Source organism: Streptomyces sp. HUAS CB01 (genome assembly GCF_030406905.1).
Lineage (GTDB): Bacteria > Actinomycetota > Actinomycetes > Streptomycetales > Streptomycetaceae > Streptomyces > Streptomyces chengbuensis.
In genome coordinates this window covers 5,851,027-5,867,689 of the sequence record NZ_CP129137.1, presented here as the reverse complement: position 1 = coordinate 5,867,689, position 16,663 = coordinate 5,851,027, and the positions used below count along the sequence as shown (strand labels likewise).

Below are 16,663 nucleotides of genomic sequence, written 5' to 3'. Positions count from 1 at the left end.
CAGCGCCGTGCGCCGTGCCCGTGACGGGTCTCCTCAGCCGCTCTGCGGCCGATCTCCGCCCGCACCTGCGGGCCGGTCGATCAGTCGGCGGCTCTGGCGGGCTCGGGGACCTCGTGGGTCCCCCCGGGCCCGCTCTCCTCTGCGGGTGGCCGCTGCTCACGGAGCTCCGCGATGGCGGCCTCGAAGTCCTCGAGCGAGTCGAACGCTCGGTACACGGATGCGAAGCGCAGGTACGCGACGAGGTCGAGCTCCTGCAAGGGGCCGAGTATGGCCAGACCCACGTCGTGGGTGGTCAGCTCGGCGCTGCCGGTGGCGCGCACCGCCTCCTCGACCCGCTGGCCGAGCTGGGCGAGGGCGTCCTCGGTGACGGGCCGCCCCTGGCACGCCTTGCGCACGCCGGAGATGACCTTGTTGCGGCTGAAGGGCTCGGTCACCCCGCTGCGCTTGATCACCATCAGCGACGCCGTCTCGACCGTCGTGAAACGACGGGAGCAGTCGGGGCACTGGCGGCGGCGTCGGATCGACGTGCCGTCGTCGGTGGTCCGACTGTCGACGACACGACTGTCAGGGTGCCTGCAGAAGGGGCAGTGCATGGTTCCCAACCCTCCTTCGCAGCACGACTGAACAGCCCCGCAGGGGCGCATCAGCCCCCTCGAAGCAGCCACAAGCATAGGCGATCGCCGCGGTCTTGATGGACCCGGGACCACAACTTCTGGGTGGCCGGGACAATCCAACCACTAGATCTGGGGTTTCGGCGCCAATCCCGCCCCGGCGCGTGTCGCACGGCGCGGGTGCGCGCCCGGGGTTCCGCCGACGCCCCCGGCGCCGGCCACGAGGGTACGGGAGACGCCCGGCGCATCCGATTCCGGGGCCCGCGGTCACCCCTTTCCGGCGCCCCGGATGACAGACTGGGGACGGACACCCCCGGGGCCGTGCGCCCGGCCGCGAGGGTTACTGTGACGACCTGAACCGGCAGCGTGATCGCAGCCCCCTATACACCCACTCATCTGCGAGCGTAAGGTGATCTGCGTTTTTTCACTCGAACGTGTGTTTGGCGCAACCTTTCGAAAGCAACTACCGTTGTCCAGCTAGGGAGACCATCTCGAGAGGGGCCGACGTGACCACCACCGCTGACAGTGCCACCATCACTGCCCAGGACCGCTCCCAGAACCGATTCGAGCCGGTGCATGCCATGAATGACGCAGCCACGACCCCGGAGGGCGCAGAGCCCGCGCGCCCCGCTCGTTCGCTGCCCGGTCGACCTCCGGGGATCCGCGCGGACAGCTCCGGTCTCACGGACCGCCAGCGCAGGGTCATCGAGGTCATCCGCGACTCGGTGCAGCGCCGTGGGTACCCGCCGTCGATGCGCGAGATCGGCCAGGCGGTGGGCCTCTCCAGCACGTCGTCGGTCGCCCACCAGCTCATGGCCCTGGAGCGGAAGGGCTTCCTCCGCCGCGACCCGCACCGCCCCCGGGCGTACGAGGTGCGCGGCTCCGACCAGCCGACCACACAGCCCACGGACACGACGGGCAAGCCCGCGGCCTCGTACGTGCCGCTCGTCGGCCGGATCGCCGCCGGTGGCCCCATCCTCGCCGAGGAGTCGGTCGAGGACGTCTTCCCCCTCCCCCGGCAGCTGGTCGGCGACGGAGAGCTGTTCGTCCTGAAGGTCGTCGGTGACTCGATGATCGAGGCCGCGATCTGTGACGGCGACTGGGTCACCGTCCGCCGTCAGCCGGTCGCCGAGAACGGCGACATCGTCGCGGCGATGCTGGACGGCGAGGCCACCGTCAAGCGCTTCAAGCGCGAGGACGGCCATGTATGGCTCCTCCCGCACAACGCCGCCTATCAGCCGATCCCCGGCGACGAGGCGACGATCCTCGGCAAGGTGGTGGCGGTGCTTCGGCGGGTGTGAGCACACTCCGTCGGCTCTGACCGGGCCCCGGGACCCACTGCGCCGGTCCCGGGGCCCTGATGTGTCCGCGGTGGCTCGCACCGTCCTGCGGCCCCATGGTTCGCACCCTCCGATGCCCCGCCTCTCGCAGGGCACGGCGGAACCACCCCGAGGACGGCCCCGGCGCTCGGGGAGGCCTACTTCCCCTCGGCCTTCGCCGCAGCGTCGATCGCGGCAAGGGAACGGCGCACCTGATGACGGTCCGTGGTGTACCAGAAATCGGGCAGTGACGCCTTCAGATAGCTGCCGTACCGCGCCGTGGCGAGCCGCTGGTCGAGCACGGCGACCACGCCGCGATCTCCCGTCGCCCGTACCAGCCGGCCGGCGCCCTGAGCCATCAGCAGCGCCGCATGGGTCGCCGCCACCGCCATGAAGCCGTTCCCACCCGCGTCTTCCACCGCCTTCTGGCGCGCGCTCATCAGGGGATCGTCCGGGCGCGGGAACGGGATCTTGTCCATCACCACCAGCTGGCAGCTCGGCCCGGGGACATCGACCCCCTGCCAGAGGGAGAGCGTGCCGAACAGACAGGTCTCGGGGTCGGCCGCGAAGTTCTTGATCAGTTCCCCGAGCGTCTCCTCACCCTGCAGCAGGATCGGGACCTCGGGAATCCGGGATCGCAGCTCCTCGGCGGCGAGCTGGGCCGCCCGCATGGAGGAGAACAGGCCGAGCGTGCGGCCTCCGGCAGCCTTGATCAGCTCGGTGAGCTCGTCCAGCATGTCCTCACGGCCACCGTCCCGCACCGGGCGGGACAGATGCTTCGCCACATAGAGGATGCCCTGCTTCGGGTAGTCGAACGGCGAGCCGACGTCGACGCCCTTCCAGACGGGCAGATCCTCGCCCTGGGTGCCCTCGGGGGCCAGCCCGAGGGACGCGCCCACGCCGTTGAAGTCGCCGCCCAGCTTGAGCGTCGCGGATGTGAGCACCACCGAGCGGTCGGCGAACAGCTTCTCCCGCAGCAGGCCCGAGACCGAGAGCGGGGCCACGCGCAGGGACGCCCCGAAGCGGTCGTGGCGCTCGTACCAGACCACGTCGTACTCGGAGCCGTGGCTGATCCGCTCGGCCACCTCGTGGACGGACTCGACCGACGCGAGCGCCTGCTTGCGGACGACGTCCTCGTCCTGCACGGACTTGTCGCGGGTGGCACCGAGCGCCGAGATCACCGTGCGGGCGGCGTCGCGCAGCGCCAGCAGCGCGTACTCGAGGTCCTCGGGGATCTCCTCCAGGCGGCCGGGCAGGGCGAGCTCCATCAGCCTCTCGAAGCCCTCGGCCGCTGTCTGGAGCTGATCGGCCGCCTTCTCGTTGACCAGCCTGGCCGCGCGGCGCACCGCACGATTGACCTGCCCCGGGGTGAGTTCGCCCGTCGCGACGCCGGTGACCCGCGAGACCAGCTCATGGGCCTCGTCGACGATCAGCACCTCGTGCTGCGGCAGCACCGGAGCGCCCTCGATCGCGTCGATGGCGAGCAGCGCGTGGTTCGTCACGACGACCTCGGCGAGCTTGGCGCGCTCCCGGGCCATCTCCGCGAAGCACTCCGCCCCGTAGGCGCACTTGCTCGCGCCGAGGCACTCCCGGGAGGACACGGAGACCTGCGACCACGCCCGGTCGGACACGCCGGGGGTGAGGTCGTCCCGGTCCCCGGTCTCCGTCTCGTCCGACCAGTCGCGCAAACGCATCAGGTCCTGGCCCAGCTTGCTGGTGGGGGCGGCGGCCTCGAACGGGTCGAAGAGCCCGTCCTCCTCTTCCTGGGGGACGCCCTCGTGGAGCCGGTGCAGACACAGGTAGTTCGACCGGCCCTTGAGCATGGCGAATTCCGGCCTGCGGCGAAGCAGTGGGTGCAGGGCCTCCACCGTCCGCGGAAGGTCCCTCTCCACGAGCTGGCGCTGCAGCGCGAGCGTCGCCGTGGCGACCACCACGCGGTCCCCGTGGGCCAGGGCGGGCACGAGGTACCCGAGCGACTTGCCCGTGCCGGTGCCTGCCTGGATGAGCAGATGGGACCCGTCGTCGATGGCCTCGGAGACGGACTCGGCCATGGTGACCTGGCCAGGCCGCTCGACCCCGCCGACGGAGGCGACCGCGGCGTGGAGGAGCTCGGGGAGGGATGGCTTCGTCATAGACCGCCCACCCTACGGGGCACCGCTGACAGCGCGATCCGGTCCCGGCCGGTGCGCGGCGTCATAACGTGCTCAGGGGATTGCGGACCGTGCCGTGCACCGCGGCGTGCGGGCGCTGGGAGCGGTCGCGGTAGCCGTCGAGGTGCAGCCGGTTGCGGTTCAGGCAGAGGCGCTCGATACGCGGGGTGAGCAGGTCGAACAGCTCGTAGCGGTCCTTGAGCTCGGGGAACCGGGCCTGGTGCCGCAGGATCTCATCCCTGACGAGGGACCAGAACTCACCCTCCGGCACGTCCAGTTGCTCCTCGCACAGCGGGGCGAGGTACCGGAACACCCCGACGAAGAGACCCGAGTGGATGAACTGGGTCAGGAACGCGGGCTCCTCGGTGAGCAGGACCGCGCGGACGTCGTCGGGCATGGTGCCGAGCTCCGGCAGCGGTCGGGCGCTGACGTTCACGTCGTCGACGAAGTCCTTGATCGCGAGGCGTACGGGCACGTCGTGGTCGTCGAAGACGACGATCGCGTTCTCCCCGTGGGGGGAGAAGACGGTGCCGTAGCGGTAGAGGAAGTGCAGCAGCGGTGGGAGGAGGGCCGCGAACAGGTGGCGCAGCCAGGTGCCGGGGGCCAGCCCGGAGCGTTCGACCAGTTCGGCGGTGAAGGCGCGCCCCGCGGGATCGGTGTGCAGGAGCGAGGCGAGGGTGCGGGCCCGTTCCCCGGCGGGCAGCCGCAAGGGCTCCCGCCAGATGGCGCCGAGCAGTTCCTTGTACTGGTAGGGCACCTCCGGCAGCCGGTCGTAGTGCGGGTGCTCGACGGTGACCGAGGCGACCTCGCCCAGCAGGATCACCCCGCACTCGTCGCGGAGGAAGGGATCGGCGTCCCTGAGTCCGTGGACCCACCGGGTGACGGCGGGTGCGGCGAGCGTGCGCTCGGTGGGCAGCCCGCGCCAGACGAGGGTGTTGAGCACGGAGAGCGGGAGCTTGACGGTGTGCCGGTCGGGGCGGCTGGTGTTGAGGAAGGTGCGGACGGACTGCTGGGGCAGCCGGAGGTCGCCGTCCTCGCCGAGCGGGACGATCTCGCCGCGGGCGATCGAGGGGGCGTAGAGGGGCAGGAGCACCTGGTCCCACTGCCAGGGGTGCACGGGCAGCAGCAGGTGCTCGTCGGGGTCGAGGCCGCGGGCCCGCAGGGTGGCGGTGAAGGCGTCGCGTACCGGGGTGTCGAGCTCCGCGGCGTAGAGGCGCTCGGGCGTGTCGAGTCCCGGCACGCCCCGGTAGGCGGCGAGGCGGGTGCTGACGGCGATCCAGGGCAGCCGGGACGGAGTGCGGGCTTCCGGGGCCCACCGTGCGGTGTCTCGGGCGGAGAAGCCGAGTCGGCCCTTGTTGAGGACGAGCCAGGGATGACCTGTCTGGTGGCCCTCCAGGGAGGCGTAGTCGAGGTCGGCGAGCCGGGCGGCGGGGAGCGCGGTGTGGTCGAGCCTGCAGTCGGCGGCCAGGGTCGTGCTCAGCTCGCGTACCAGGTGGCCGAGCGTGGCGCCGTCGAGCGCGAGGAGGTGGCGGGCGGTGGCCAGGAACCGGAGGGGATCGGTGAACGGGTCTCCGTCGCACCGGACGGAACCGGGGACGATCCTCCAGCTGCCGTACGCGCCCCGCCGGGCCCGGAAGGTGAGGTCCTGCCCGTCGTCGAGGCGGAGCGTGTAGCCGTCGTCGTGGCCCCGGGGCAGCGGCTCGATGATCTCTTCGTAGGCGAATTCGCCGAGCATCTTGGCCAGCAGACGGTCTGCCGCCCGGTGCCAGGCCTCCGGGTTGAGTTCGGCCGGTGCGAGCAGGGCGGACGGCTTGGCGGAGTCTGGGGTGGCAGGGGACTTCGGCACGGGGACTCCTCGTAGGGAACCGATGCGGTTCGAGCGGTGTATGTAAGGCAGCGGGTCGTTCACAGCACTTTGCTCAGCGCTCTGTCACGGACCATGAGGGCGGCTCGCTTGTCGGGGAGGTCGACTTCCGCGGAGAAGCGGAAGCCGGCACTGAGGAACGCGGAGACGGAGGGGGTGTTGCGCAGGTCGGGCTCGGCGATGACGCGTCCGCAGCGGGGGCGGTGGTCGAGCACGTGATCGGCCGTGGCTCTGAGCAGGGTGGTGCCGACACCGCGGCCGCGGTCGGCGACACCCCCGACGAGGAGGTGGATGCCGGTGTCATGGGGCCGGGCCGGGTAGTGGCGGGCCAGGGGGTCGAGGTCGGCGCGGTAGATCTCGAAGTAGCCCATGGGCGCGCCGTCGAGCACGCCGAGGCAGGGGACGCTGCGGCCGTCCCCCGTCAGCTGGCTGCCGAGGTGGGCCTCGGTGACGGATTCCGGTCCGGCCAGCTCCCAGAAGGCCGCGACGGCGGGGTCGTTCATCCAGCGGCTGATCAACGGCAGATCGCGCTCGATCCGGACGGGCACGAGCTGGAAGGAGCCGATCGGGGTGGCCACGGCGCCCCAGTCGGCGAGGGCGTCGAGCAGGTCCTCGCCGGGGAGCGGCATACGGTCGAGGTCCGTGCCGTCGGCGCCTGCGCGTGGCGTCGCACTCGGGGTTTCCTGGTCCGCCGGCGTCGGGAGACCGGATTGCTGGTCCTGTCCGAAGAGCGCCGCCAGTTCGTCGGGCAGCCGCAGTTCGAGGGTGTCCTCCACGCCGCCTCCGGTGGAGGGGGTGGAGGCGCCGTCCGTGTCGGCGCTCGCGTCGGCGGGAGGCATGGGTGGCGCTCTCCTCTCAGCAGTTCGGACAGGTCGGTCTTCGGGGTGCCGGTCCCGGTCGGGCGGTTCCTCGGGACGCCGAGGTCCTTCGGAGCGGATTTCCTTCAGGGTCGGAGGGGGTTGGTGATGGTGACGTAGACGGACTGGGTGTCGACCGGGCCGACGAGTTCGTCGAGGCCGTGGAGCCGGGTGAGGAGGTTCGCCTTGCAGCGCAGGGTCGGGTTCTCCAGGAGCTGCGCCGGGAGCGGTGAGCCGAGGTCACGGACGGAGCCGAGGAAGCGGCGGAAGCCGGCGACGAGGACGCGCTCGTCGGCGAGCCTCTGGGATCCGAAGGCGCCGATGAGACCGAGGACGTTGTTGATGCCGAGGTAGTACGCGAAGCGTTCGTCCGTGACGGCGTCGTCGACGAAGGTGTCGCTGACGGTGCCGATGCCGGGAAGACGGCGCTCGAGCTCGGCACGGCGCGACGCGCGGAAGTAGTAGCCCTGGTTGTCGCGGTAGCGGCCGCCGGCGGGCCACCCCTGCGGATCGAGGATCACCAGCGTGTTCTGCTGGTGCGCCTCCAGGGCGACACCGGCCGTGGCGTCCAGCCACAGCACCGGGCGCACGACCTGGTCGAGGTAGCGCAGGAACCACTCGGCGGCGACGGCGCCGGTGGGACGGCCCGTGCGGGCGGCGAGCCCGCCGACGACCTCGGCGAGACGCGAGTGCGTGCCCGCACGGCCCGGCCAGGGCCGTGGGGCGGTGAGCCCCGCGAGGCAGACGGCGTCGTCGCCGGGACCGAACGGGTTGTGCCGGATCATGACGTCGACTCCGGGCAGCGGCGCTCCGTCCGGGGTGTCCACGGCGAGCCACGCGGGATCGCGGACGATGTCGAAGCGGGGGTGCGCGGACCGCCATTGGGTGCCGAGGCCGCTGCGGAGAAGACGGTGGACCTCCACGCCGCGGTGGAGTTCCTTGCGGAGGTTCTCACGACGGGAGTTGGTGATGCGAACGCCGAGCGAGAGCTTGAGCATGGCCGGTGCGCCGGGCCGGTGCACGGTGCGGACGGAGGAGGTCGGGTGCCAGGGTTCACCCGCGGGGCCCAGGTCGTGGAGCAGGCCCGCGTCGAACAGCGCGGCGGCTTCGGGGCGGTGGGCCACCTCGCGGGCCTGCCAGGGGTGCAGCGGCAGGGCGACGGTACCGGGAGGGAGGGGGAGGTCTCCCGCCAGCCGGGAGGTGAGCTGCTCCGCGGGTACCGTACGGCCTTCTTCCGTCCAGGCCGACTCGCCTGCCAGCACGGACCGGTCGACGGCCAGCCAGTGGAGCGGGAAGGAGCCGTACAGCTCCGGCGAGTAGAGCCGGGCCTCGGCGTCGGAGAGCCCTTCGCGGCTCTTGGGAGTGGGGTGCAGCGGATGACCCAGGATCAGTGACTGCTCGGCGGTCAGGAAGAGGTCGGCACCGTGCCGAGGGGCGGGGCGCCGCCGCCGGTCTTCGATGAAGTCGGCCGTACGGCGGACGGAGTCCGCCACGCGTCCGGCCAGGTCGACCGCGTCGGACCGGTGCCTTTCACCCTCGCGCCGCAGGGGGGCCTCGGGGCCGGTCGCGCTGCCGTCGCCGCCCGGTTCACGGGTGAGGAGGGCCGCGACGGTGACGGCGTCGGCGGGAGGCGCGTCCGCCGGCGCGCCCTCCAGAACGGGTGGTCCGAACCGGTGCCAGCCGGCGAGTGACCAGTGGAGGACGGGCACGATCAGGGCGGTGCCGCTGGCGCCGAGCGGAATGCGCAGGGTGTTCCCGCCGGGTGCGGGGAGGTTGTTCTCCCGGACCCAGCAGCGCAGGAGGTTCTCGACGGCGCCCGCGTCGGCGGCCACCAGTGGGTCGGGGTGGTCGAGCGGGTCGGCGGACCTGCCCGGCGGAGTCCCCGCGGGGCCTTCCGCCGCGTCAGTGGCCGTCACCGGTGGCGCGGCGGCACCCTGCTCCTCGGAGGATCCCGACGCCTGCCGCGGCACCGTCGCCGGCTCGACCGTGAGGGGGACGGCCGTCGTCCCGTTCTGCCCCGAGTGGTGGTCCGCGGTGGAGCGGACGTCGGGTTCTGGGGTGTCGGCAGCGGGGGTGGGGTTCACGGGGACTTCCTTGTGGTGTCGTCCGGGATCACAGAGACGGTCCGGTGTCGTTGCGGCGGTGCGGTGCGCGCACGGCCGCTTCCAGGGAGTCGGCGAAGCGGTCGAGGACCGCCTGGGCCTGTTCGTCGGTGAGCGTGAGAGGAGGCAGCAGCCGGACCACCCCGGAGTGGCGTCCGCCGAGTTCGACGATGAGCCCGCGGCGCAGGCATTCCCGCTGCACGGCTGCGGCGAGCACGGGGTCGGCCGGGGGTACGTCGGCCTGCGGGTCGTCGGTGCCGGGATCCACCAGTTCGACGCCGATCATCAGACCGCGGCCGCGTACGTCGCCGATGCAGCGGTGGGTGGCGGCGAGCCCCTGGAGCTGCCCCAGCATGCGCGTGCCGAGGGTGGCGGCCCGTTCAGCGAGCCGGTTCTCCCGCACGAAGGCCAGGGTGGCCGCGCCCGCCGCCATGGCGAGCTGGTTGCCCCGGAACGTCCCGGCGTGGGCGCCGGGCTGCCAGACGTCCAGATCGGCACGGTAGACGATCACGGCGAGAGGGAGGGAACCGCCGATGGCCTTGGACAGCACCATCACGTCGGGGACGATCCCGCTGTGCTCGACCGCCCAGAAGGCTCCGGTGCGCCCCACCCCGGTCTGCACCTCGTCGGCGATCAGCGGGATGGAACGGGACGCGGTGAGCTCGCGCATCCGGCGCAGCCAGCCGTCGGGGGCGGGGATGACGCCGCCCTCCCCCTGGACCGGTTCGAGGATCATGCCGGCGGGGGCGGGGACACCGCCCTTGGGGTCGTCCAGCAGGTTCTCGGTCCAGCGGGCGGCGAGTTCGGCCCCGCGGTCACCGCCGACCCCGAACGGACAGCGGTAGTTCTGCGGAAAGGGCAGCCGCGTCACGCGGACGTCGGCCGCACCCCCGGAGGCGTCCAGCGCCCCGGCCGTCATGCCGTGGTAGGCACCCGTGAACGCGAGGAGCCCCGTGCGCCCCGTCGCCGTGCGGACCAGTTTGAGGGCTGCCTCGACGGCATCCGTGCCGGCGGGCCCGCAGAACTGGATGCGGGCGTCGTCGGCGAGCGGCCGCGGCAGCGTGGCGAACAGTTCGGTGGTGAAGGCGTCCTTGACCGGAGTGGCGAGATCGAGGACGTGGAGCGGCGCTCCGGAGGCGAGCACCTTCTTGATCGCCTCCAGGACCACGGGATGGTTGTGGCCGAGGGCGAGGGTCCCGGCGCCGGAGAGGCAGTCCAGGTACCGCCGCCCGTCCGCCCCCTCGATCGTCAGCCCTCGGGCCCGCACCGGGACGATGGGCAGCGAGCGGGCGTAGGTCCGTGCCGCCGACTCGCGGAGCGACTGGCGGCGCAGGATGCCTTCGTGCGCGACGGGCTGTGCCGGCGGAGCGGGTTCGGTCACGGCCACGGTGGTTCGTCCTCCGACTGTCACGGTTGTGTCGCGCCTCGGTACGGCGGTCGACCGCCGCGGCACGACGGTGAACGCTGAAGCCTGCGTCCCCCGTCCGTACCAACGACGCCGCGAGCGGGGGATCACGGTCATTCCGGAAGATCCTTGGGGCCGGGAACCACGGCCCTGCCGCTCACCGTCCCCAACGGCACCGGCATAGTGGGGGGCCGTATTGCGGCACCGGCAGCGTCGCCGGGATGTGCGCAGGCAATCTCGTTCCGTACGCACGTAACTGATGAAGTCCCAGGGGGATCACCACATGCGACCCAATCGCCCGATCTTCGCCGCACGCCGTGGGGGGAACGCCGCTCGCAGGCCCGTGTTCGCGGCGGGCGCGCTCGCGGCCGCGCTCGCGCTGACGGCAACGGCCTGCGGCCCCGGTGGGGACGAGGCGGCGGCCAAGCCGAGCGCCACGGCGGCGGCCGACGGTGCCAACGACGGGAAGATAACGATCCCGGACGATCTCAAGGACCGGCTCAGGGAGCACGGGATCGATCTGGACAAGTGGCGCAACGGCGAGTGGAAGAACTGGGACAAGGACACCTGGCTCCGCGAGGCCAAGGACTTCGTCAACCCGATCATCGAGGACCTCTGGAACCCGGACCGGATGCGCGAGGCCGAGGAGCCCGCCAAGCCGGTCGAGGAGGAGGACATCTCCGGTGACGAGGGTGTCACCGACCCCACGCCGCAGCCGGTCGAGGCGGCGGCGGTGGCCGCGCCCTACCACGGCAACGCCCCCGAGGCCGGGAAGGTCTTCTTCGACGGCCCCAAGGGCTCGATGGTCTGCTCCGCGACCGTCGTGAAGGACCCTGCCAACCCCGGCAAGTCCAACATGGTGTGGACCGCGGGCCACTGTGTCCACGCGGGCAAGGAGGGCGGCTGGTACCGCAACATCGCCTTCGTCCCGTCGTACAACAACAGCGCGAAGACCTCCACCAAGGGGGACTCGAAGGAGCAGGTGGCGCCCTACGGCGTGTGGTGGGGCGACTGGGCGCAGACCTCCGAGCAGTGGATCTCGCAGGGCGCGGCGACGGGCGGCCAGGGCGCGGCGTACGACTTCGCCGTGATCCATGTGACGCCCGAGAAGGGCGGCAACGGCAAGTCGCTGGAGGAGACGGTCGGTTCGGCGCTTCCCGTCGACTTCAACGCACCGGCCGTGCCGAAGATCGGCAGCATGAAGGCGACCGGCTTCCCGGCGGCGCCGCCGTTCGACGGCGAGCGGATGTTCCAGTGCGAGGACAAGCCGGGCCGTCTGTCGCTGAAGGCCGAGGAGCCGACGATGTACCGCATCGGCTGCACCATGACCGGCGGTTCGTCCGGTGGCGGCTGGGTTGCGGCCGGCAAGGACGGCAAGCCCGCGCTGGTCTCGAACACCTCGATCGGCCCGGTGACGGCGGGCTGGCTCGCCGGACCGCGCCTCGGCGATGAGGCCAAGGGCATTTACGACGCGGTCAGCAGGAAGTTCGCGGCCCGGTAGGCGCGTCCCGCCGCGGGCCCCGGACCCCTCCGGGGCCCTTCCGGCGCCCCGGCGCCGCTCTCATGCGGAGACCGGGGCGCGGAGACCCCGGGCGCCCCGCGCGTGGAGACTCCGTCCAGGCGACGGACACGGCCCGGGCGCACGGACCGCATAGAGTAGGTCGCACCACGGGCGGTCCCTCGGATGACCGCCCTTTCGCATACCCATACGCGTGACACGTTCATGGCAAATCCTGTTCAGGGGGAAGCGTTCTCATGCGATCCATACGCCCGCTGCCGGCCGCCATCGGCCTGGTCGCGGCGCTCTCGCTCACGGCCGCGGCGTGCGGCCCGGGCGAGGACGTCGCCGCGGACAAGCCCGCCGCATCCGCGACCGCGACGGCCGACGGCGGCGCCGCGATTCCGGCCGACCTGGCCGACCGGCTCAAGGAGCACGGGGTCGACCTGGACGCGTGGAAGAACGGTGAGTGGAAGAACTGGGACAAGGACACCTGGCTCCGCGAGGCCAAGGACTTCGTCAACCCGATGATCAAGGGGCTCTGGAAGCCGGAGCGGATGAAGGAGGCCGAGTCCCCGCAGAGGACGATGGCCGCCGGTGAGATCTCGGGCGACCAGGGCGTCACCGACCCGGAGCCGCGGCCGGTGCAGGCCAAGCCGGAGTCGAAGCCGTACCACCGCAACGCCGCACCGGTCGGCAAGGTGTTCTTCGACGCGCCCCAGGGCTCCATGGAGTGCTCCGCCACGGTCGTCAGGGACCCGGCGAACCCGGGCAGGTCCAACCTCGTGTGGACCGCGGGGCACTGTGTGCACGCCGGCCAGGAGGGCGGCTGGTACCGCAACATCACGTTCGTCCCGGCGTACAACGACCTGGGCAAGTCCCCCGCCGAGCTGCGGAACGCCCAGCCGCAGGAGATCGCCCCGTACGGCGTCTACTGGGCGGACTGGGTCTCGACCTCGGGCGAGTGGATCTCCGAGGGCGGTCCGACGGGCGGCGGCGGAGCCCCGTACGACTACGCGGTCATGCACGTGAAGCCGGAGCGGGGCACCAAGTCCCTCGAGGAGACGGTCGGGGCGGCCCTCGACGTCGAGTTCGACGCACCCGAGGCCAAGGACATCGCCGCGATGGGCGCCTGGGGCTACCCCGCGGCACCTCCCTACGACGGCCTGGTCATGCACAAGTGCATCGACCGGCCGGGCCGGCTGTCCATCGGGCCGGGAACGCCGACCATGTGGCGCATCGGTTGCACCATGACCGGCGGTTCGTCCGGCGGCGGCTGGGTCGTCACCCGGCCGAACGGCAGGCCCGCGCTGGTCTCCAACACCTCGATCGGGCCGGTGACGGCGGGCTGGCTCGCCGGACCGCGCCTCGGCGAAGGGGCGAGGGAGATCTACACGACGATGAGCGGGAAGTTCGCGGGGAGGTGACCCGCGGGGCCCGTGGGTCCGCACCCGGACCCTGAAGCCCTCGGCCCCGAGCCACGAAGGCCCGCCCCCTCACCAAGGAGGGGGCGGGCCTTCGCGTCGAGGTCGCGCGGTGCGCGCCTGACTCAGTGCGTCGCCGGGACGTACGGCCCCAGCGCGGCCGCGAGTTCCTCGTGCACCCGTGCCTTCAGCAGCGTGCCCTCGGAGGTGTGCTCCTCGGACAGCACCTCGCCGTCGGCGTGGACGCGCGAGACGAGCGCACCCTGGGTGTACGGAAGCAGGGCCTCGATCTCGACCTTCGGGCGCGGCAGTTCGGCGTCGATGATCCCGAGGAGTTCGTCGATCCCCACGCCCGTACGGGCCGAGACGGCGATCGCGCGCCGCTCGATACGCAGCAGTCGCTGCAGCACCAGCGGGTCGGCAGCGTCCGCCTTGTTGATCACGACGATCTCGGGCACGTCCACCGCGCCGACATCCCGGATCACCTCACGCACGGCGGCCAGCTGCTCCTCCGGTGCGGGATGGGACCCGTCCACCACGTGCAGGATGAGATCGGACTCGCCGACCTCCTCCATGGTGGAGCGAAACGCCTCGACGAGGTGGTGCGGAAGGTGCCGGACGAACCCGACGGTGTCGGCGAGCGTGTAGAGCCTGCCGCTCGGGGTCTCGGCCCGGCGCACGGTCGGGTCCAGGGTGGCGAACAGCGCGTTCTCCACCAGGACGCCCGCGCCGGTGAGGCGGTTGAGCAGCGAGGACTTGCCCGCGTTGGTGTAGCCGGCGATCGCCACGGAGGGGACCTTGTGGCGCTTGCGCTCCTGCCGCTTGATCTCGCGGCCGGTCTTCATCTCCGCGATCTCACGGCGCATCTTCGCCATCTTCTCGCGGATCCGGCGCCGGTCGGTCTCGATCTTGGTCTCACCGGGACCTCGGGTGGCCATGCCGCCGCTGCCGCCGCCCATCTGGCGCGACAGCGACTGACCCCAGCCGCGCAGCCGGGGAAGCATGTACTGCATCTGTGCCAGCGCCACCTGCGCCTTGCCCTCGCGGGACTTGGCGTGCTGGGCGAAGATGTCGAGGATCAGGGCGGTCCGGTCGACCACCTTGACCTTGACGACGTCCTCGAGGTGGATGAGCTGGCCCGGGCTGAGCTCACCGTCGCAGATGACGGTGTCGGCCCCGCTCTCGAGCACGATGTCGCGCAGTTCGTTCGCCTTGCCGGAACCGATGTAGGTGGCCGGGTCCGGCTTGTCGCGGCGCTGGATCACGCCGTCGAGCACGACGGCACCCGCGGTCTCGGCCAGTGCGGCCAGCTCCGCGAGGGAGTTCTCCGCGTCCTGGACGGTCCCGGAGGTCCACACGCCGACGAGCACGACGCGCTCCAGGCGCAGCTGCCGGTACTCGACCTCCGTGACGTCCTCGAGCTCGGTGGAGAGGCCCGCCACACGCCGCAGCGCGGCACGGTCGGAACGGTCGAACTGCTCGCCGTCCCGCTCTCCGTCGATCTCGTGGCTCCAGGCGACGTCCTCTTCCATCAGGGCATCGGCCCGAAGGCTCTCGGTGCGGGTGGTCTCCGCGAAGCTCTGCGCGTCCTGGGAAGTGGATGAAGAGGAGGTCATTGGATCCTTACGTCGATGGAAAGCTGATGCGGACCGTGCACACGCGGTACACACCCGCGATGGTCACAACGCGTCACAGCCCCGGAACATTCCCGGTGTGCCGTGCCGTGGTGGACGGGCCGGTGCGGGACCGTCCTCCTCCCGGAGGGACCGCGCCCGGCGGCGCCGCCGACCTGTCGATGGTCCCACGGCGCCGCCGCGGCCGTCACCCCGGTTTTCCCGCCCGGGCGGGGCTCGCGCGGCCGGAGCGGCTCAGTGTTTCGCGGCCGGTGCGGCGTTCCGCCGGGCCGAGGGGGCCTCGCTGCGCCAGTCCGGGTGCCCGGGCATCCTCGGGGTCTTCGCTCCGTGGAGCCAGCCCTGGAAGAATCCCGTCAGGTCGCGGCCGGCGACCCGCTCGGCGAGGGCGGTGAAGTCCGCCGTCGTCGCCGTGCCGTCCCGGTGCTCGGCGACCCAGGCCCGCTCCAGCGTCTCGAACGCGTCCTTGCCGATCTCCTGTCGCAGTGCGTACAGGACCAGCGCGCTGCCGTCGTACATGATCGGCCGGAACAGCCCGAGCTGCCGGCCGGGTTCCGCGGGCTTCGGGGCGGCCGGGGGTCCTCCGGCGGCGCGCCAGCCGTCGGACTGCGCGTACGCCTCGCGCATCTGCTGCTCGAGCGGCTGCTTGGCGTGCTCCTCCGCGTACAGCGAGCCGTACCAGGTGGCGTGGCCCTCGTTGAGCCAGAGGTCCGACCAGGTCCGTGGCGAGACGCTGTTCCCGAACCACTGGTGGGCGAGTTCGTGCACCATGACCGACTCGACGTACCACTTCGGGTACCGGTCGTCGGTGAACATCGACATCTCGAAGAGCGACAGCGTCTGAGTCTCCAGGGCGAACCCGGTCTCGGCCTGTGCCAGGAGGACGCCGTACGTCTCGAAGGGGTAGCGCCCGACCTTGTTCTCCATCCAGGTGATGTGCGCGGGGGTCTTCTTCAGCCAGGGCTCGAGCCGTGCGCGCTGGGCGGCGGGGACGACATCGCGGAGGGGCAGGCCGTGCGGGCCCTCGCGGCGGACCACGGCGGACCTGCCGATGCTGACCTGGGCCAGCTCGGTCGCCATGGGGTGCCGGGTGCGGTAGACCCAGGTCCTGGTCGCGGGCTTGGCGCCGCCGCGGGCTGCGGTGACCGGGAGGCCGTTGGCCACGGCGGTCAGCCCCGTCGGAGCCGTGATGCGGAAGACGAAGTGCGCCTTGTCGGCGGGGTGGTCGTTGCAGGGGAAGACGCGGTGGGCGGCGTCGGCCTGGTTGGCCATCGCCAGGCCGTCGGTCGTGCGGACCCAGCCGCCGGCCCCACCGCTCTTCGGGACGCTGGTGTGGGTGACGGTGATGGCGAGCGGGGTGCCGGCGTCCACGGACCGCCGCGGGGTGATCACCAGGTCCTCGCCGGCGGTCGTGAACTCGGCACTGCTGCCGTTCACCTCGACCGCCCGTACGGTGCCGCTGGTGAAGTCGAGGTTGATCCGCTCCAGGTGCGCCGTGGCCCGTGCGTCGATCTTCGTCACGGCGTCCAGCGGCTTGCTGTTGGTGCCCCGGTAGGTGAAGGCGATGTCGTAGGTGAGGACGTCGTACCCGGGGTTGCCCAGGTGCGGGAACAGCGGATCCCCGATACCCAGCGGTTCGGGAGCGGGCAGTACGGCGGCGACCAGCGTGGCCGAGGCGGCGACGAGCAACGCCGCCCGCAGGCGTCGTGAGGTGAGCAGCATGCCTTCACCGCTACCAGCGCGAGGAACACGGACCGCGACGGCTCGCTCCGCGCACACCCGAACGGCGTCAGGCGACCGGC

11 protein-coding genes are annotated in these 16,663 nt (G+C 71.9%); 3 read left to right on the top strand and 8 right to left on the bottom strand.

Annotated features, from left to right (window positions below):
• Nucleotides 1-80: 80 nt before the first annotated feature.
• Nucleotides 81-593, bottom strand: coding sequence for a transcriptional regulator NrdR (gene nrdR, locus QRN89_RS25935; protein ID WP_290351772.1), 513 nt, complete (start codon nt 591-593; stop codon nt 81-83).
• A gap of 524 nt (nt 594-1,117) precedes the next feature.
• On the opposite strand from nrdR, the gene lexA reads away from it, so the two are divergent.
• Nucleotides 1,118-1,912 carry a transcriptional repressor LexA gene (lexA, locus tag QRN89_RS25930; RefSeq protein ID WP_290351771.1) on the top strand — a complete coding sequence of 265 codons (795 nt, stop codon included), beginning with the start codon at nt 1,118-1,120 and terminating at the stop codon, nt 1,910-1,912.
• Nucleotides 1,913-2,088: 176 nt separating this feature from the next.
• On the opposite strand, the gene QRN89_RS25925 is transcribed toward lexA, so the two are convergent.
• The 5 genes from QRN89_RS25925 to QRN89_RS25905 form a co-directional block, all read right to left on the bottom strand.
• Nucleotides 2,089-4,062, bottom strand: a complete 1,974-nt coding sequence (locus QRN89_RS25925; protein WP_290351770.1) for an ATP-dependent DNA helicase — start codon at nt 4,060-4,062, stop codon at nt 2,089-2,091.
• A 61-nt stretch (nt 4,063-4,123) separates the two neighbouring features.
• Nucleotides 4,124-5,926: an IucA/IucC family protein gene (locus tag QRN89_RS25920; RefSeq protein ID WP_290351769.1), complete on the bottom strand. Its 1,803-nt coding sequence runs from the start codon at nt 5,924-5,926 to the stop codon at nt 4,124-4,126.
• A gap of 59 nt (nt 5,927-5,985) precedes the next feature.
• On the bottom strand, nt 5,986-6,783 hold the full coding sequence (locus tag QRN89_RS25915; protein ID WP_290351768.1) for a GNAT family N-acetyltransferase: 798 nt from the start codon (nt 6,781-6,783) through the stop codon (nt 5,986-5,988).
• Nucleotides 6,784-6,887: 104 nt separating this feature from the next.
• On the bottom strand, nt 6,888-8,885 hold the full coding sequence (locus QRN89_RS25910; protein ID WP_290351767.1) for an IucA/IucC family protein: 1,998 nt from the start codon (nt 8,883-8,885) through the stop codon (nt 6,888-6,890).
• Nucleotides 8,886-8,913: 28 nt separating this feature from the next.
• Complete coding sequence (locus QRN89_RS25905) at nt 8,914-10,290, bottom strand: diaminobutyrate--2-oxoglutarate transaminase family protein (protein ID WP_290351766.1); 1,377 nt, start codon at nt 10,288-10,290, stop codon at nt 8,914-8,916.
• Nucleotides 10,291-10,591: 301 nt separating this feature from the next.
• Between QRN89_RS25905 and QRN89_RS25900 the strand changes: the two genes are divergently transcribed.
• Both QRN89_RS25900 and QRN89_RS25895 read left to right on the top strand, forming a co-directional pair.
• A complete protein-coding gene (locus QRN89_RS25900) occupies nt 10,592-11,809 on the top strand; it encodes a trypsin-like serine peptidase (protein ID WP_290351765.1) in 1,218 nt (405 codons plus the stop codon).
• A 254-nt stretch (nt 11,810-12,063) separates the two neighbouring features.
• A complete protein-coding gene (locus QRN89_RS25895) occupies nt 12,064-13,233 on the top strand; it encodes a trypsin-like serine peptidase (protein WP_290351764.1) in 1,170 nt (389 codons plus the stop codon).
• A 122-nt stretch (nt 13,234-13,355) separates the two neighbouring features.
• Here the strand turns inward: QRN89_RS25895 and hflX are convergent, their stop codons facing one another.
• Nucleotides 13,356-14,846, bottom strand: a complete 1,491-nt coding sequence (hflX, locus tag QRN89_RS25890) for a GTPase HflX (RefSeq protein ID WP_290351763.1) — start codon at nt 14,844-14,846, stop codon at nt 13,356-13,358.
• A 252-nt stretch (nt 14,847-15,098) separates the two neighbouring features.
• A complete protein-coding gene (locus QRN89_RS25885; protein WP_290351762.1) occupies nt 15,099-16,583 on the bottom strand; it encodes a M1 family metallopeptidase in 1,485 nt (494 codons plus the stop codon).
• Nucleotides 16,584-16,663 lie beyond the last annotated feature (80 nt).

Bases quoted from the DNA above. Each gene is read 5' to 3' on its own strand.
- nrdR (WP_290351772.1), bottom strand. From the start codon at position 593: ATGCACTGCCCCTTCTGCAGGCACCCTGACAGTCGTGTCGTCGACAGT.
- QRN89_RS25925 (WP_290351770.1), bottom strand. From the start codon at position 4,062: ATGACGAAGCCATCCCTCCCCGAGCTCCTCCACGCCGCGGTCGCCTCC.
- QRN89_RS25915 (WP_290351768.1), bottom strand. From the start codon at position 6,783: ATGCCTCCCGCCGACGCGAGCGCCGACACGGACGGCGCCTCCACCCCC.
- QRN89_RS25900 (WP_290351765.1), top strand. From the start codon at position 10,592: ATGCGACCCAATCGCCCGATCTTCGCCGCACGCCGTGGGGGGAACGCC.
- QRN89_RS25895 (WP_290351764.1), top strand. From the start codon at position 12,064: ATGCGATCCATACGCCCGCTGCCGGCCGCCATCGGCCTGGTCGCGGCG.
- hflX (WP_290351763.1), bottom strand. From the start codon at position 14,846: ATGACCTCCTCTTCATCCACTTCCCAGGACGCGCAGAGCTTCGCGGAG.
- QRN89_RS25885 (WP_290351762.1), bottom strand. From the start codon at position 16,583: ATGCTGCTCACCTCACGACGCCTGCGGGCGGCGTTGCTCGTCGCCGCC.